The organism is Thermoclostridium stercorarium subsp. stercorarium DSM 8532, assembly GCF_000331995.1.
Classification (GTDB): Bacteria; Bacillota; Clostridia; order DSM-8532; family DSM-8532; genus Thermoclostridium; species Thermoclostridium stercorarium.
In genome coordinates, this window is sequence record NC_020134.1 from 716,771 (window position 1) to 734,875 (window position 18,105).

Consider the following 18,105-nt stretch of genomic DNA (forward strand, 5'->3'; position numbering starts at 1 on the left):
AACTCGATTAGGGTGGATTATTTCTGAAATCCTTTGCAATTAAGATTTTCACCTATTTCTTAAGGAGGGAGATTGATGTCCAAGAAAAAGATGAGTACGATGGACGGTAATCAGGCGGCGGCATATGTGGCGTATGCGTTTACCGATGTTGCTGCTATCTATCCGATTACCCCATCTTCCCCAATGGCGGAATACACTGATGAATGGGCCGCCAATGGAAAGAAAAATATCTTCGGACAACCGGTTAGAATAACCGAAATGCAATCCGAAGCAGGTGCAGCAGGTGCCGTTCACGGTTCACTGCAGGCGGGCGCTTTAACAACTACGTTTACCGCATCGCAGGGATTACTGCTGATGATCCCTAACATGTACAAAATAGCAGGTGAACTGTTGCCTGGGGTTTTCCACGTCTCTGCACGTGCAGTTGCTTCCCATGCTCTGTCCATATTCGGTGATCATTCCGACGTTATGGCTACAAGGCAGACAGGGTTTGCACTGCTTGCATCGGGTAGTGTTCAGGAAGTTATGGATCTTGGCGGGGTTGCACATTTAAGCGCCATTAAGTCAAGAGTTCCGTTCCTGCATTTCTTTGACGGTTTCAGAACTTCTCATGAGATTCAGAAAATTGAAGTTATTGACTATGAAGATTTTGCAAAACTGCTTGACTGGGATGCAGTACGCGAGTTCAGAAAACGTGCTTTAAATCCTGAACATCCTGTTACCCGTGGAACTGCGCAGAATCCGGATATATTCTTCCAGGCAAGAGAAGCTTCGAACAGATTCTATGATGCCGTTCCCGATATAGTTGCAAATTATATGAATGAAATATCCAAACTTACGGGGAGAGAATATAAGCCGTTTAATTATTACGGTGCACCCGATGCAGATCGCATTATTGTTGCTATGGGTTCTGTCACCGAGACCATTGAGGAAGTTGTTGACTACTTAATGGCCCGCGGTGAAAAAGTTGGTGTCATAAAGGTACATCTGTACCGTCCGTTCAGCAGCAAATACTTCTTTGAAGTTCTTCCGAAAACGGTTAAGCGAATTGCCGTTCTTGACAGAACAAAAGAACCCGGTGCTGAAGGAGAGCCTCTGTATCTTGATGTTAAGAATCTGTTCTATAACCGTGAAGACAGACCTTTAATTGTCGGCGGACGCTACGGCTTGGGTTCAAAGGATACAACACCTTCCATGATTAAAGCCGTATTCGACAACTTAAAGGAAGATAACCCGAAAGACCGCTTTACCATCGGTATTAACGATGATGTAACATATCTTTCTCTTGAAGTGAAGGAGAAGATTGTTACAGAACCCGAAGGCACCGTTCGCTGCAAGTTCTGGGGCCTTGGCTCGGATGGTACCGTTGGTGCAAATAAGAGCGCTATTAAGATTATCGGTGACAATACCGATTTGTATGCTCAGGGTTATTTCTCATATGACTCAAAGAAATCAGGCGGTGTTACAATATCGCATCTTCGTTTCGGTAAGAACAAAATCCGTTCTACATACTTAATCGAAGAAGCTGACTACATCGCATGCCACAATCAGTCCTATGTTGACAAATATGATCTGATCGACGGACTGAAGAAAGGCGGAACTTTCGTTCTGAACTGCCAGTGGAAAGAGGACGAACTTGATGAGAAGCTGCCTGCCGACTTAAAGCGCAAGATTGCCAATAACGATATTAACTTCTATATCATAGACGCTACTGATATAGCACAGGAAATCGGTCTTGGAAACCGTATCAACATGATAATGCAGGCCGCATTCTTTAAGCTCGCCAATGTCATTCCTATTGAGGATGCCGTCAAATACCTGAAGGAGTCTATTGTCAAGTCCTACGGCAGAAAAGGCGAAAAGGTTGTTCAGATGAACTATATGGCAGTGGACAGGGGTATAGAGGCGCTGAAGAAGGTTAATGTTCCTGAAAGCTGGAAGTATGCTAAGGATGAGGAAAAGCACGAGGATAAGGACGTACCTGAATTCATTAAGAAGATAATGATTCCGATGAACTCAATGCAGGGAGACAAACTGCCTGTAAGTGCATTCGTCGGAGCAGAAGACGGTACGTTCCCGCCCGGAACCTCTGCATATGAAAAACGCGGAATTGCGGTTAACGTTCCGGAATGGCAGATTGAAAACTGCATCCAGTGCAACCAGTGCTCATTTGTATGTCCTCATGCAGCTATCCGTCCGTTCCTGCTGAATGATGACGAAAAGAGCAAAGCGCCTGCAACCCTCGAAACCAAGCCTGCAGTAGGAGCTCAGCTCAAAGGCCTGCACTACAGAATCCAGGTAAGTGTTCTTGACTGTACAGGTTGCGGTAACTGTGCCGATATATGTCCTGCAAAGGAAAAGGCACTTGTGATGAAGCCGCTTGAAACACAGCTTAACCAGGTTGAAAACTGGGATTATGTATCGAAACACGTTACCATTAAAGATAATCTGATGCCGTTGACAACTCTTAAAGGCAGCCAGTTCGCTCAGCCGCTGATTGAGTTCTCCGGTGCTTGCGCAGGTTGCGGTGAAACACCTTATATTAAGGTTATAACCCAGTTGTTCGGCGACAGAATGATGATTGCGAATGCAACAGGTTGTTCTTCAATCTGGGGTGGTTCGGCTCCTGCAACGGTTTATACCACGAACAAGGAAGGTAAAGGTCCTGCTTGGGCAAACTCCCTGTTTGAAGACAATGCTGAATATGGCTATGGAATGGCGTTGGGTGTAAAACAGATCCGCAGTTCGATTGAAAACGATATGAAGGCTTTACTGGAAATGGATATCCCCGCAGCGCTGAAAGAAGCAATGAACAACTGGATTGCAGTAAAAGACGACGGCGAAGCATCGAAGAAAGCTTCCAAGGAGGTACTTGCAGCGATTGAAAACAATCCTGTAAGCAATCCTGAAGCCAAGAAGCTTATTGACGATATCCTCGACAAGAAGGATTATCTCGTTAAGAAGTCTATCTGGATTGTCGGCGGTGACGGTTGGGCATACGATATTGGTTACGGCGGACTGGATCATGTTCTGGCTTCCGGCGAGGACGTGAATGTACTGGTATTCGATACCGAAGTATATTCAAACACCGGCGGTCAGTCTTCAAAGGCAACACCTACCGCAGCCGTTGCCAAGTTTGCTGCATCAGGTAAGAGGGTTAAGAAGAAGGACCTTGGTATGATAGCAACAACTTATGGATACGTCTATGTTGCTCAGGTTGCAATGGGCGCTGACAAGAATCAGTTCCTGAAAGCTATAATAGAAGCTGAAAAATACAACGGTCCTTCACTGATAATTGCATACGCGCCTTGTATCAACCATGGCATACGTCAGGGAATGGGCCGCACACAGGCAAGAGCAAAACAGGCAGTGGAAGCAGGTTACTGGCATCTGTGGCGTTATAACCCTGAACTTAAGAAAGAAGGTAAGAATCCGTTCATTCTGGATTCCAAAGAACCCACTGCTGATTTCCAGGAATTCCTTGACGGCGAAGTCCGCTTCACCTCATTGAAGAATACATTCCCTGAAATAGCCGAAGAGCTGTATGCTAAGGCTAAACAAGACGCAATTGAAAGATACGAAACCTACAAGAAAATGGCAGAACAGTAATTGCGAAAACCCCTGACACGAATGCGCATGGGTCTTTTCTGAAAACTAAGGTATTGGCTGGAACCAAGTTTCTGTTTCAGCCAATACTTTACTTTGTTTATTTTATCTGGTATTATAATTGCATAAAAATCTGACGGCAGGAGCAACATTTTTATTTGGAGAAGTATGTATTAATAACGGAAAGGAACGGGTTCTGGTATCATGAAAGTAGGAAAAGGCAAATCAGGTAATACGGTTGATGTTATCATAATACTGGCTATAGTAATTGTTGTTGGAATATGTGTAATAGCATTGATAAGGAATTTCACAGGCTCGGCCTACCCTGCTCCTGTATTGGAGGAAGGAAAGGATTACGACATACAGTATTCAGGAGACAATAGATACACGATAGTGGATGAAAACGGAAACACAATTGAACTGGAAAGAGTTACCGCTGAAGTGTTTAAGGCACGGAACGGAAAACTTTACAAGTTTGTATCCGGTTCGCCTTATAAATATGTGGGCGAGTATAACGAAAAATGAAGGGTAGGCTGCTACCCTTTTATATTATATATAAAGAAATTGATTAATTAACAGGAATGATTTGATTTAAATAAATAACAGGTATTTACGGCAAAAAAGCGGAAACAATATTTTTCGCATATCCCATTCTTTAGATTGCGTTTGTTATATATCTGTGCCATAATGTTTTTCCACAAATGTCATACAGGCTTTTGTTTTGCAGACGTATTTTTTCATTGCCGAACTGAAAAATCTTTGAACCGGGCGGGTTTCACCTGCCCGGTTATTGATATTTTTTATGCGGTATGGTATCAATGTAATAAAAGATAACAGAGTGTCAGCGATATATCGGATGAGGTCGGGAATTGGGACAAGCTTTAGGATACAGGCGGCACGGGATGGTTAATTTATCGCAACGGGGGTAATGGAATGAAACTTGTATCATGGAACGTCAACGGAATAAGAGCCTGCCTTGCTAAAGGTTTTATGGATTTCTTCAACAGTGTGAGTGCAGATATATTCTGTATTCAGGAAACCAAAGTACAGCAGGGGCAGGTACAGCTTGATCTTGAAGGTTACTATCAGTACTGGAATTACGCGATAAGGAAAGGGTATTCAGGAACTGCGCTTTTCACGCGGGAAAAGCCTTTGTCGGTTGTTGACGGCATTGGCATGAATGAACATGATAACGAAGGCAGGGTTTTGACTGCCGAATATGATAAATTCTATCTTGTAACGGTATATACCCCAAATTCCCAGCGCGGTCTGACAAGACTGGATTACAGGATGAAATGGGAGGATGATTTCAGGGAATACCTTAAAAGGCTTGATACCACAAAGCCGGTAATTATATGCGGGGATTTAAATGTAGCCCATAGGGAAATTGATATAAAGAATCCCGAAGCCAACAGAAGGAATGCAGGATTTACCGATGAAGAGCGCGAAAAAATGACAATGCTTATTCAAAGCGGATTTACCGACAGTTTCAGATATCTGTATCCCGACAAAACCGATGCATATACATGGTGGTCGTATATGTTCAATGCGCGTGAAAAGAATATCGGCTGGCGTATAGATTATTTCCTTGTGTCCGACAGAATAAGGGATAAAATTCGTGACGCAGGCATGTATTCCGAGATATACGGTTCCGATCACTGCCCGGTGTTTCTTGAAATTGACATTTGATTTGTTTGTTCAAATTCGGATGAAAATAAAAAATTTCGTAATTCCAAAGGCCTATCAGATTACAGGCCTTTTTTATTTCTCAAACAAAATTGAATATGCTTGTACTAATAAAGAAAAGTCCCGCATAGAATTATTTAGACCAAACTTAAAAAAATACAGCGGGAGGCATTGATATGCAGGCCATAAGGCTTTTGCCAAACAATGTTGAAAAAAAGAAAAAAGACCAGGGTTTATCTTCGGCTGAAGCCAGAAGAAGAATGGAAGTATACGGGAAAAACAAACTTGCAACCAAAAAGAAAAAATCCTGGTTACTGTTATTTATATCCCAGTTTACCGATTTTATGGTTCTGGTTCTGCTTGCCGCCACTGCCATTTCAATGATCATAGGTGATATTACCGAAGCAATTACCATTCTTGCCATAGTGTTTATAAACGCTCTTCTCGGGTTTTATCAGGAAATGCATACCGAAAAGATAATGGAAGCCATTGAAAAACTTGCTGCGCCAAAGGCAAAGGTTATAAGGGATAATGAAATGAGGGAAATACCTGCCGAAGAAGTTGTACCGGGCGATTTGACAGTCATTGAAGCCGGCGACAGGATACCTGCGGACGGTGTACTGATTATGGCCAATGAACTTCAGGTGGATGAATCCATGCTCACCGGAGAATCAATGCCTGTAAGAAAACAGGTGATTCATAACGAAACCGACACTGATGCCACTTTCCCGAAGAATCATGTATATATGGGATGCCTGGTTACCGCAGGCACAGGGCGTGCAGTGGTCACAAAAACCGGCATGGAGACCGAAATGGGCAAAATAGCCCATATGATACAGGAAGCTGAACAGCAGGATACCCCGCTTCAGAAAAGACTTGAGACGTTGGGAACCTATATTGTGATAGCCTGCCTTGTCATTTGTGCGATTGTATCATTAACGGGAATTATAAGGGGTGAAAATGTATTTTCAATGCTTCTGGCGGGGATAAGCCTTGCGGTGGCTGCGGTACCTGAAGGACTTCCCGCCGTGGTGACCATTGCGTTGGCTCTCGGAGTTCAGCGGATGGCAAAAAGAAACGCTTTGGTCAGAAAGCTTCCCGCAGTTGAGACCCTTGGCTGTGCAACAGTTATTTGCTCGGATAAGACCGGCACTCTTACGGAAAACAAAATGCGCGTGGTTTCAATATATTGCGGAAGAACCAGGTATCAGGTAACAAGGGATGACAATGAAGAAAATAAAAACAGAATACTTTTTCAGGGCAAACCGGTTGATCCGGTAAAAATGCCTGCTTTGAATCTGATGGCTCTGACGGGGATCTTATGCGGCAATGTGAATATACGAAAAGTTGAAGATGAGGAAAAAATCTCGGAAGAATATGTGTTCCTTGGGGATCCCACGGAGGTCGCGCTTGTCCGGATGGCGGTTGAGGCGGGATACGATCCGGAAAAAATTGCTGAAGAATATAAAAGGCTCAGGGAAATACCGTTTGATTCCGAAAGGAAAATGATGTCAGTTATGTGTTCCACGCCTTCCGGTGACAGAATTATCTTTGCAAAAGGAGCTCCTGAGGTGATACTTCAAAGATGCACTTCCATAATGGTGGCGAACAATGAACGTAAAATTTTGGATTATGATATTAAAAGGATTGAACAGGAAAACACTTATATGGCTCAGAATGCCCTTAGAGTAATTGCTATGGCGTACAGAATAATAGAAAAAGGCAAAAGCCTGCCTTCGGATTTCGAACAGCAGCTTACATTTCTTGGGCTTGCGGGTATGATGGATCCGCCGAGAAAAGAGGTTTACGATGCCGTTGAAAAATGTAAGATTGCCGGAATTAAACCCGTGATGATAACAGGAGACCATAAAGAAACTGCAAAAGCGGTCGCAAAAGAACTGAAAATCATTGACGGGAACGAGAATGTTCTGACGGGCAATGAGATTGAAAGTTTAAGCGATAGGGAACTTAAGGAAAGGCTGAAGGATACGGCGGTTTTTGCCCGTGTTCTGCCAAAGCATAAGCTCAGACTGGTTAAGGCATATAAGGAAGAAGGATACATTGTTGCAATGACAGGGGATGGCGTAAACGATGCGCCGGCGGTAAAGGAAGCCGATATTGGTGTGGCAATGGGGCTGACGGGTACCGATGTTACCCGGCAGGCGGCTTCAATGATACTTATGGATGATAATTTTTCAACAATTGTTGCTGCAGTGGAAGAAGGACGCAATATTTACAACAATATACGCAAATTTATCAGGTATTTATTATCATGCAATATCGGAGAAGTATTGACGATGTTTCTCGGAATGCTTATGGGATTGCCTGTGCCGTTGCTTCCCGCCCAGATACTGTTGGTGAATCTTGTGACTGACGGTTTGCCCGCCATAGCGCTGAGTATGGAAACAGGTGATCCTGATATTATGAAACAAAAGCCAAGGGATCCGAACGAGCATATATTCTCAGGCGGATTATGGCAGCTGATAATTACAAGGGGAATATTCATCGGAGTTGTCACACTGCTGTCATTCATTCTTGTGTTCAGACAGTCGCTCAGCCTTGAAGCCGCAAGAACGGCAGCCTTGGTGACACTTGTGCTGAGCCAGCTTATTCACGTTTTTGAATGCAAATCTGAAAAAAAGAATATTTTTGAAATAAACCTTCTGAGTAATTTGTGGCTTGTAGGGGCTGTATTTACGTCACTGAGCGTATTGGCATGTGTTGTTTATGTTCCCGCATTGCAGAACGTTTTCAAAACGGTTCCGCTGCTTCCCGAATATTGGCTTTATGTTGCAGGGTTATGCCTTTTGCCGCCGGTTATAAGCTCGTTTTTCAGAAGCAAAAAAGATGAAGCGTAGCGGGCCTTTATAATACAATAAATAACGGTGCCGATGTTCAGCCTTTTCTTTATCCGATGTCGGCGAAACAGGAAAACGGCGCATATCTGTGGGGATATGTGGACAACAAGGGAAATTTTGTAATTGGACCGAAATACGCATATGCAAGTGAATGGAACGGCAATTACGGGATTGTTTCAAAGCCCGAGGATCCGCTTTCATATTTTGTGATAAACCGTGAAGAAGAGCATGTTGCAAAAAATAACGACTATTACCGGGGTTTTTTTATGGATATGGGGGACACATACTATATTTTGCAGGCAACCTGTTATGCTTCAGGGACAGCTGGCTCAGCCTGCCTGACGGGGAAATATTTGCAATGCTGAAGTTTTATATATATCACATGTCGGATGGACTTATAGGAATACGCGACGGTTATGATCACCTTTCGGGATACTGCGACAGAAACGGCAGGATAGTGATCCCGTATTTATACAGATATTTCCAGTTGAGTACATGGACATTCGTCTAACCGATTTCAAGCAGATACTTGCAAGAAAGGATGAAAACAGTCCTTACCGGTTATTCGGCGAAAACGGCAAACTGCTTTATGAATTTCCGCCGTATTTTGACGGTAAAATTATAGATGACGGTATCGGTCATTATGTATTTAAGTCCGATAAGAATACGCTTTCAGTGATTGCAACCGACGGGCAAATAAAGGCACAAATACCGATTGAAAGGTATGCAGGATTTGATTTTGTCAGTGGACTGGTGCAGGTCAAATATATCAGCGGCGCATGCAGGTATTATGTTGTTAACGGCAATATTGTGATTGAGTGAAGCGGAATAATCTGATATTCCTTACACGTACGTATTTTGGCAGGTTTGCCGTTATCGGCAACAGCAGTATCATCATATTGCTTGCCTATGTAAAGAGAGTTGCAATATAATTTTTATGCTGTATTTTACCAGGCCAACAAAAAATGAAGGTACGGAAGTTAAAGTAAAGAAAAGAGCAGCCGAAAACCGGCTGCTTGTTTGTTTCTTACGTAGAGTTTGAGGATGCGGAAGCCGGTTTATATTTTTGGATTGTCAGAAGGGTTATTATGCAATTTTAATAACGATTCTTTCAGTATTTTGGGGATTGGAAGTCCCATCCTTCCTGCGTTTTCCATAATACTGATACCCTCATTGGATAAATAGAATGCGATTATCATGGTTCTAAGTGAGTGGCCTGTGCCTATTAAATATTTGTCGATTACATTTCCCACGGCGACCAAAATAAATATCGTAATTTTTTTGCAAATACCCCTGAAGCCTATTTCGCTTGATACTTTCTTATTGCGAACGGCGAGCAGGACCCCGGTGACATAGTCCAATACAACCAGGGCAATTAAAGAATATATAAGTGAGTCAGGCTCTCCCATGAGCCACCCTAAAACGCAACCCAAAAGTGCGAAAAGTACTTTTGACTTTTCTAATACCGAACCCATATATTATCATCCTCCTAAAGCTTGTCCAAATAAGCTTTGCGCAATTTTTTAAGGACTCTGTTTTTCATCTGGTTGACTGCCTGTCTTGAAACGTTCTGGGATTTTGCTATTTCGGTTACGGTATAGCCTAAGAAATAGATCATGTAAATTATTTTAAATTCCTGCTTTGTTAGGATTTTCTTGATGTAATGCAGCTCACAGTCGGAATAAACGTCGGTGGTGGATGGAAGAGATTCGATGTAATACCGCTCTTTGTCATTCAGCTGTGAATATAATGAGATGTTACGCAGCCGCTTGATTTGTATTAGTCTTTTGACGTAAAAACTGTGAATTGAAGTCCGGATGTAAGAAACTATGCTTTCTTCCCGCTGATTTTTAATGTTGCTGATTTGAAGGTTATTAAGTAACGAAATTAAATCTGCAAGGAGATCATTATATGCGTCTTCATAATTTAGCTTATACGCATATTTTTTCAGCAATGGATTGAATTTGTTGATAAGCACAATAGCAGCGTTACCATTTCCATTTTGCAATTTTGCAATAATGTCAATGGTCATAATCCATCCCACCTTTCAAATGGTAAAGAGATGGGATGGAAGTATTTGTAAACATTGTGAAAAAAGAAAATTATTTTTTCTTTATTTGCTTACGCACCCTTATAAGAAATGGATGATAACATAAACCAACCCCTGCCTGTTTCAGATTCTTCAAAGTGACATAAAATTTATAGTTTCATATACAAAAACAAGGAAAATTTATTTAGATAACATGTTTGGAAGTAATTATTTGAATTTATGAAAAAGCTATATCTTAAGGAGAATAAGATTTTTATTTTGGGAAATACTTTTTTGTTCTGATTTTTTATATGGCGTTTAAAGCTTATTCTTGATTTTCTTACTGCTTACCCCGTTGCATTTAATCGATACTATGTTTACATTTATTTCCTTTTAGTTTCCTTTATAAGTGAAAATAAATCCCGGGATTTATTCAAAACTAATCAAGGTTTCAGGAGGATGATTTTTATGGCAGCCACTTTTGGCTCTGAATTGTACACCGTGAATGGCAAAAAGGTCAGGTTAATGTGGTTGGAAGCGGGGATAGACGAACTCACTATACGAAATATTGGCGAGAATAGTTTACGTACGGCTAAAGATGAAAAAGGAAATCAGCTATATGGTGTTAACGGAGTGTTCTTTCAAATGGTAGAGCCAGACAAAGGTAATTTGTATGGTTATGCAATAAATAACGGTGCTCCCATAGGTCCAAATGAGCGAGGCTCATGGAACAGCGGCGGTAATGGGTTTATGGTGTATTTGAAGAAAGAGTTGCCTGATAAAACTTTCCTATTTGTATCAAATAATGCTATGCAGACTGATGACAATAAAAACCAATTCCCTGTTACGCACAAAGGTTATACAGTGCAAATGAGCGATGTCAAATGGGCAGTAGGAGGAATTAGTCTGCATTTAAGCGAAAATTTCTCAAAAGCGGCTGATTATTACTCAAGATTATCAAATGATAAAGAGTGGGATGTTGATAACAAAGCGGATCGTCCAAGAACGGCAATAGGATACAAAGGCGGTAAGAAAATCATCTTGTGTACAATATTTGACGGGGATGATATAACGAAGGACGGAGCAGGATACGGATGTAATTTATGGGATGTAAGAACCATTATGAAAGACAAATTCGGCTGTACTATGGGTTTGAACCTGGACGGCGGCGGTTCAACTCAAATATCCTATAAAGAAAACGGGAAAGATTGTTATCAGGGATTCGGCAGGGCAAGCTACTGTATGCTGTGTGTTCCGATGTAATCTCTTACATACGTCGGGTATCGCTTCAATAATTAAATTGGGATATCGCAAATACGATATCCCAATTTTTTGCGTATGCATTGCCGGAAAGGTGAGTTCAGCCGGGAATATTGTTGACGCCTGCTGCCCGAGTACTTTTTTGCTGAAACTTTATTTCAAAATTAAAGCGTCGAGATGCCCGTCGTTCCTTGAAATGTAAATCTCGTTACCAGAAACGTAAATAACGCTTGGTGAGTGGTCAACAACCGGGATATCAAGTATGGGATATACCGGCAAATTATAATCGTCTACCTGGTACAGATATTCACCCGAATCCGGGTTAAATACGTGAATTTTATCATTGCTGACAATTACCAGCCGGTTTTGAATAATAAGCGGGCTGTAGGCTTCCGGCGGGTCAAAGGAATAGCCGCATTCCCAGAGCAAATCCGACGTATCCAGTGAAATACATTTAATTTTCTCAGGGGTTGTGTAAATAAGTTTATTCTGATAAACCACCGCCCCCAGTAACGTATCGTTTTTTGAAAACAATTCATTTTTCTGTGAATTTGAATATAACGAAAAGGATTTTGTGAATAAATTGCCGTTGTCTTCTTTTTCATATGATTTAACAATTGAAAATTCGCCGTCCAGAAGGTACAACAGATTAATTCCCCCCGTAGGAATCGAATCCAACACCTCGCCGGTATTGAAATCTATTTTCCTGAAGCAATCTTCGAAGGTTATCCATTGTGTGTTAGTATTTTTCGATAAAATCTGGTACTGCTTTGATTCAATCACGTCAGGCAGCATTATCATGGGATGGGGACTTTCCGGGAAAAGGTTGCCTTCCACTTTCCATTTCATTTGTCCGGAGCTTGGTTCATATGCAGCCAGACCGTCTTTTTGGCTTACAATGATGTTATTCATTTGCCTCTGTAATGATATAAGCACTTCATTCTGTTCCAGTTCTTTTTCCCAAAGTACTTCACCGTTGGTGACATCCAGCACCATAATTGTATTCAGGTTGTATGGCTGAACGGCAACTGTTTTGTCTGTAATTGCAAGCCGTCTGATTTCAAATGAAAAAATTTTTTCCCAAAGTAATTTACCGGTGGTTATCTCAATGCATTGTAGCCTTGTATCGTCATCTACGGATGGTTTGGTACCAATGAGTATTGTATTTTCAGGCTCGTTAATACAGTAGTGAATGGGATAATAGCCACCGTATACCGACCATATTTTTTCGCCCGTATCCTTGTTTAAACCATATAAATACGTGTCTGAATGATAGCCGCTGATTTGATTGTCATTACCGTAGGCGATCAATACCTGACCGGTGTCATCAATGGGGTAGTTGTTGTCCAGATCACCACAAAAGGTCCATTTGCTTTGGTACATGTCTTTCCATGATCTGATTGAGGACTTTGTCTCTTCATTATTATTTTCTTTATTATTGTCAGCATTGTCTTTATAGTTTTCGTCATCTTCAGCGGCATTATGTATATTTTCCTCAGTTACCGGTTCGTGAGTGTCATGGGACAAATTACTGCAGCCCGACAATGCTGCAAGCATTATGAATGCTATGATGATAAAAACGCTGGATAATCTCATATAATACAACACCTCATTTTCCAATAATTAGTATATTAATCACATATAATACTTATAAAGCTAAAAATTGTAAATGTCAATACAATATTTGGATTTTGCCTGTCTGCGTTCCTGTTCCGAATTTTGATAAAACTATTGCCAAAACAACGCAAAACCTGTATAATATCCTATGTCATCAGTGATTAGGCAGGCAGTGCTGACAGCGTATAATATAATATTTGTGGGGATGTAACTCAGCGGGAGAGTGCCACAATGGCATTGTGGAAGTCGAGGGTTCAAATCCCTTCATCTCCACCATCAAAATCCACAATCGTGCCGGTGACTGGTTTGTCGCCGGCACGATTATTTTTTGGCAGTCTTCTTTTTTTGTATTAAGCATTATCGCTTACTTGGCGCGTTTTTTATGTTGTCTTAGTAAGTTACAGTTTCGAAATCGTCAGATATCGACATTATTCTGTATAAAGTATTATTTTTATGATATAATTTCTCCTTGTTGATCAGAAATATGAAAGGATGTGTGGATTTGATTTTAGCACTTGTATTGTTCCTTATTACATATGTTCTGTTGCTGGTGTTGCCCAATTACAGAGCATATATCGCACTGACTTCAGCCGCGCTTTTTGTTATTCTGGGTATCATTCCGCTGAACAAGGTTTTCTTCTCAGTGGACTGGAACGTTATTATGATGATTGCCGGTACAATGGGAATAGTTTCACTGTTTATTGAATCAAAAATGCCTTCACTTCTCGCCGATATGATTATAACGAGAATGCCGAATGTCAAATGGGCGATCATTTCTCTGTCCCTTTTTGCGGGGATTATTTCGGCCTTTATTGACAATGTGGCAACGGTTCTTATGGTGGCGCCTGTTGCGCTGACTATATCCAAAAAATTAAAAATATCGCCCGTCCCCGGCATTATTGCAATATCAGTATCATCCAATCTCCAGGGCGCGGCAACCCTGGTGGGCGATACCACTTCCATTCTGCTCGGCGGACATGCCAATATGGATTTTCTGGATTTCTTTTTCTACAGGGGAAAGCTGGGCCTGTTTTGGATTGTGCAGATTGGGGCGCTTATGTCAATATTAGTTCTTCTGTGGGTGTTCCGTAAGGAAAATCAGAAGGTTGAAGTTAAAGAAAGAACAGTCGTGGAAGATTATTTTCCAACCATACTTCTTGTTGGTACCATAGTACTCCTGATTCTTGCTTCTTTCATTCCGGAGGAAAAGAAGCCTTCGATTACCAACGGCCTTATCTGTGTCGGGCTGATGGTTGTAGGGCTGGTTCGCGAGACCGCTCGTTCCCGCGGTTTTGAGACGGTAAAGAAAACCTTCAAGGAAATAGATTATTTTACACTGCTTTTACTCGGCGGCCTTTTTATTGTGATCAGCGGTATTACCGAAGCCGGTGTTGTGGATGCGATAAGTGAGCTTTTTGTTAAGGTAAGCGGAGATAATGTATTTTTAATGTACACTCTGCTTGTCTGGGCGTCGGTGTTTTTCTCGGCGTTTATAGACAATATTCCGTATGTGGCTACGATGTTGCCTGTTACGGGTGGAATTGCGAACCTTATGGGAACAGATCCAACGGTTCTGTATTTCGGCCTTCTTGCAGGGGCGACGCTTGGCGGAAATCTTACACCTATCGGAGCCTCTGCCAATATTACCGGTCTTGGCATTCTAAAAAAGGAAGGATACAATGTCAGCGCGAAGGATTTTATGAAAATCAGCGTGCCTTTTACACTGGCAGCCGTTACAAGCGGGTATGTACTGATTTGGCTGATTTGGAGATAAATTTTCTGTTAACCGAAAAAGGAATTATATGTGAACTTGTATTTTACCCCGGTGTTTTTCGACCGTATACCAACCGCATACCGGGGTAATTTCATTTTTTGCGCAATATGCCATGCTGTTTGATTTTATTCGCTTTTTCAATTAAAGTTTTGTATATAGGATTTGTCTTTTCAGAATACTGCGAGAGGAGAAACAAGGTGGGAACTGTAAATGTTAAACCTTTTGTAAAATGGGCAGGAGGTAAAAGACAGCTATTGGGTATTTTCAGGCAATATTATCCGACGCAGCTTACCGAGGGCAAAATAAAGCGCTATATAGAGCCTTTTGCAGGCGGCGGTGCGGTTTTGTTTGATATCTTGCAGACATATGACATTGAAGAGGCTTTTATATTTGACATAAATGAGGATTTAATAAACACGTATCTTGCGATTAAAAATGAAATCAGGGCCCTTGTGGAATATCTTGCCGATTTGGAATGCAGGTACTTAAACCTGAACGAGAAATTCAGAAGGGAAATGTATTATGAGATTAGATACTTATATAATTCACGCGCTTTAAACTATTTGCCCGATATTGAAAGCGCCGCTCAGTTTATTTTTCTTAACCGTACATGCTTTAACGGCCTATACCGCGTTAATCGCTCAGGACGGTTCAATGTGCCCCACGGCGAGCATAAGAATCCGACTATCTGTGATGTGCAAAATTTATATGCGGCAAGTTCGCTGCTCCAGAAGGTGCATATATTTGCAGGCGATTACAGGGAAAGCGCCAAACATATTGACAAATGCAGTTTTGTTTATTTTGACCCGCCATACAGGCCGCTTAATATAACATCCAGCTTCACGTCTTACAGTAAATTTGATTTTACCGATGACGACCAGGTCCGGCTTGCGCAGTTTTTTGCAGAAATGAGCAATACAGGAGCTTTTCTTATGCTGAGCAATTCAGATCCTAAGAATGTGAATCCTGATGACAATTTTTTTGACGAACTTTATAAAGACTTCTATATTCACCGGATTAAAGCAAAGCGTGCGATCAATTCCAACGGAAAACGAAGAGGTTTTATCAGTGAAATCCTTGTAACGAACTATAAAGTGTATTAAACCACGAATTTGTCCTCCGGTTTGGAATATCAAATCAAAAACACTTGCTAAATAAAATATATGAGGATTTCATTAATGGCCTGCAAAACAGAAGTAGCAGGATATTGCATAAAGTTCTGAAAAAAATCTACATTTACAATTTTTTACATATATGATAAAATCAATAATTAAAAGCCGATAATGAAATGAGGTCAAGGCATGAAGGACAAAATACTCAGTCCCTTAAGCATGTTCGTGGCAGGCCTTTTATTGGGTGTTGTGTCAAGATTGCTCGATATTTACACTCAGAGCCTTGGAGATATGTTTTCACAATTGTCGGTTTGGATACTGATAGGAACTGTAATATCCATTTACAGCAAGACTGAGAAAAAAGCCATGGTAAATGTATTTCTGCTAAGTATCGGAATGCTTATTACGTATTATACCGTTGTTTATCTGACCCATGGGTGGTATGACAGATGGGGTATTATCGGCTGGACTGTTTTTGCCTGCCTAACGCCTTTTATGGCTTTTTTCGCATGGATGGCAAAAGAAGAAGGTATTTTCCCGAAAATTATAAGCATTGGGATCGTTATTTGTTCGGTTTTGTCAAGTATACTTTTGTTTGACGGCCCAAGGTTGTATGATTTTGTAATAAATGCGTTGTTGGTTTATTTCCTTTTTTTCAGCAAGGTTGACCGCTGATTTTGTGCTTGCCGGTGAATTTTTCCGTGTGGAGCTAAAAACGACAAAATGGAGATGTACAGATTAATTTATACGGGAAATACGTTATTGTGTTTACGGAGAATAAATAAGGATAATAAATAACCGGGATCCGTTTAAAATACGGTGAGATTTTGCTCCGGTGAAGATTAAAAGTTTTAATTAAAAAGTTACAGGAAGGAGAGAAAATAAGATGTTAGGAAACTTTGTTTATTATAATCCTACAAAACTGTATTTCGGTCAAGATTCCCTCAAGTATCTGAACGATGAACTGAAAAATTACGGCAAAAAAGTGATGCTTGTATACGGCAAAGGCTCCATTAAAAAAATCGGGCTTTATGATGAAGTTGTAAAAATTTTAAAGGACAACGGAAAGGAAATTTTCGAAGATCCGGGGGTTATGCCCAATCCAACACTGGAAAAGGTGTATGATGGCTGCAGAATAGCCAGAGAGAACAACGTGGATTTGATTTTGGCTGTTGGCGGAGGCTCGGTGTGTGACTATTCAAAGGCCGTGTCGGTTTCGGCATACTGTGAAGAAGATCCGTGGGAAAAATATTATATACGTATGGAAGAAGTGAATAACAAAATTATTCCGATAGGCTGTATTCTGACAATGACAGGCACCGGCTCGGAAATGAATGGCGGTTCGGTTATAACAAATACCGAAACGAAACAGAAAATAGGCCGCGTGTTTGGTCCGGAAGTTTTCCCGAAATTTTCAATATTAAATCCGTTATACACATATTCGGTACCGAAATATCAGATGGTGGCGGGTATCTTTGATATAATGTCCCATCTTCTTGAACAGTACTTTTCCGGAGAAGACGACAATACCACCGACTATATCATAGAAGGCCTTCTTAGGTCGCTGATTCACAGTTCAAAAGTTGCAGTCAAAAATCCCGAGGATTACGAAGCGAGAAGCAATATTATGTGGACCGCTACATGGGCGCTTAACACCCTTGTTGCAAAAGGCAAGACTGAAGACTGGATGGTCCATATGATAGGGCATGCAATAAGCGCTTACACTGATGCAACTCATGGTATGACTCTGGCTGCCGTTTCAATTCCGTACTACCGTTACATTATGCCCTATGGCCTTAAGAAATTTAAACGCTATGCAATCAATGTATGGAATGTAAACCCTGAAGGTAAAACAGATGAGGAAATTGCAAAAGAAGGCCTTGACAGAATGGAAGAATATATGAGGGAAATCGGCCTTGTGATGAACATCAGGGATTTGGGTGTGACTGAAGATATGTTTGAAGGCATTGCGAAAAGCACGTTTATTTTGGACGGAGGGTATAAAGTCCTTTCCCGCGAGGAGATTATTAAAATCCTTAAGGATTGCATGTAATAATTGACAGATGAGTGTTTCGCCTGTCTTTGATCTTTTTTTGACAAACATTCGCAAAAATATTAAAATAAAATTGCTGAGTCAAAAGAGAAATCTGATGACGAGGCGGA

General features: G+C 41.2%; 15 protein-coding genes and 1 tRNA gene. 13 read left to right on the forward strand and 3 right to left on the reverse strand.

Translation table 11 applies throughout. The features are described 5' to 3' along the window. The first annotated feature begins 75 nt into the window (after positions 1–75). The 7 genes from nifJ to CST_RS03200 all read left to right on the forward strand — a co-directional run bounded on the left by nifJ (position 76) and on the right by CST_RS03200 (position 8,972). Complete coding sequence (gene nifJ, locus CST_RS03170) at positions 76–3,609, forward strand: pyruvate:ferredoxin (flavodoxin) oxidoreductase (protein WP_015358384.1); 3,534 nt, start codon at positions 76–78, stop codon at positions 3,607–3,609. Between the two features lie 201 nt (positions 3,610–3,810). Further along, positions 3,811–4,131 (forward strand): hypothetical protein, encoded by a 321-nt coding sequence (locus CST_RS03175; RefSeq protein ID WP_015358385.1) that lies wholly within the window; start codon positions 3,811–3,813, stop codon positions 4,129–4,131. Between the two features lie 408 nt (positions 4,132–4,539). Continuing rightward, positions 4,540–5,295: an exodeoxyribonuclease III gene (locus CST_RS03180; protein ID WP_015358386.1), complete on the forward strand. Its 756-nt coding sequence runs from the start codon at positions 4,540–4,542 to the stop codon at positions 5,293–5,295. 173 nt (positions 5,296–5,468) lie between these two features. Further along, positions 5,469–8,150 (forward strand): cation-translocating P-type ATPase, encoded by a 2,682-nt coding sequence (locus CST_RS03190; protein ID WP_015358387.1) that lies wholly within the window; start codon positions 5,469–5,471, stop codon positions 8,148–8,150. A gap of 56 nt (positions 8,151–8,206) precedes the next feature. Continuing rightward, positions 8,207–8,515: a WG repeat-containing protein gene (locus CST_RS03195; RefSeq protein ID WP_015358388.1), complete on the forward strand. Its 309-nt coding sequence runs from the start codon at positions 8,207–8,209 to the stop codon at positions 8,513–8,515. Next, entirely contained in the window at positions 8,509–8,661 is a 153-nt protein-coding gene (locus CST_RS13490; RefSeq protein WP_157882687.1) for a hypothetical protein, read from the forward strand. The genes CST_RS03195 and CST_RS13490 overlap by 7 nt, the downstream gene beginning before the upstream one ends. Beyond that, a complete protein-coding gene (locus CST_RS03200) occupies positions 8,646–8,972 on the forward strand; it encodes a hypothetical protein (protein WP_015358390.1) in 327 nt (108 codons plus the stop codon). Before CST_RS13490 ends, CST_RS03200 begins: the two co-directional genes overlap by 16 nt. Positions 8,973–9,208: 236 nt before the next feature. Here the strand turns inward: CST_RS03200 and CST_RS03205 are convergent, their stop codons facing one another. Together CST_RS03205 and CST_RS03210 are read right to left on the reverse strand one after the other, a co-directional pair. After that, entirely contained in the window at positions 9,209–9,625 is a 417-nt protein-coding gene (locus CST_RS03205; protein WP_015358392.1) for a phage holin family protein, read from the reverse strand. Positions 9,626–9,639: 14 nt separating this feature from the next. Next, positions 9,640–10,182: a sigma-70 family RNA polymerase sigma factor gene (locus tag CST_RS03210; protein ID WP_015358393.1), complete on the reverse strand. Its 543-nt coding sequence runs from the start codon at positions 10,180–10,182 to the stop codon at positions 9,640–9,642. Positions 10,183–10,647: 465 nt separating this feature from the next. Here CST_RS03210 and CST_RS03215 point away from each other — a divergent pair, with 465 nt between their 5' ends. Continuing rightward, positions 10,648–11,442: a phosphodiester glycosidase family protein gene (locus CST_RS03215; protein WP_015358394.1), complete on the forward strand. Its 795-nt coding sequence runs from the start codon at positions 10,648–10,650 to the stop codon at positions 11,440–11,442. A gap of 150 nt (positions 11,443–11,592) precedes the next feature. On the opposite strand, the gene CST_RS03220 is transcribed toward CST_RS03215, so the two are convergent. Next, positions 11,593–13,035, reverse strand: coding sequence for an outer membrane protein assembly factor BamB family protein (locus tag CST_RS03220; protein ID WP_015358395.1), 1,443 nt, complete (start codon positions 13,033–13,035; stop codon positions 11,593–11,595). Positions 13,036–13,257: 222 nt separating this feature from the next. On the opposite strand from CST_RS03220, the gene CST_RS03225 reads away from it, so the two are divergent. From CST_RS03225 to CST_RS03245, 5 genes are all read left to right on the forward strand, one after another. After that, positions 13,258–13,332, forward strand: a tRNA-Ala gene (locus tag CST_RS03225). Positions 13,333–13,558: 226 nt separating this feature from the next. Further along, entirely contained in the window at positions 13,559–14,830 is a 1,272-nt protein-coding gene (locus CST_RS03230; RefSeq protein ID WP_015484894.1) for an ArsB/NhaD family transporter, read from the forward strand. Between the two features lie 197 nt (positions 14,831–15,027). Beyond that, positions 15,028–15,933, forward strand: a complete 906-nt coding sequence (locus CST_RS03235) for a DNA adenine methylase (protein ID WP_015484895.1) — start codon at positions 15,028–15,030, stop codon at positions 15,931–15,933. A 198-nt stretch (positions 15,934–16,131) separates the two neighbouring features. Then, complete coding sequence (locus CST_RS03240; RefSeq protein WP_015358398.1) at positions 16,132–16,617, forward strand: DUF6518 family protein; 486 nt, start codon at positions 16,132–16,134, stop codon at positions 16,615–16,617. 211 nt (positions 16,618–16,828) lie between these two features. Beyond that, positions 16,829–17,995 (forward strand): iron-containing alcohol dehydrogenase, encoded by a 1,167-nt coding sequence (locus CST_RS03245; RefSeq protein WP_015358399.1) that lies wholly within the window; start codon positions 16,829–16,831, stop codon positions 17,993–17,995. The last annotated feature ends 110 nt before the right edge of the window (positions 17,996–18,105 follow it).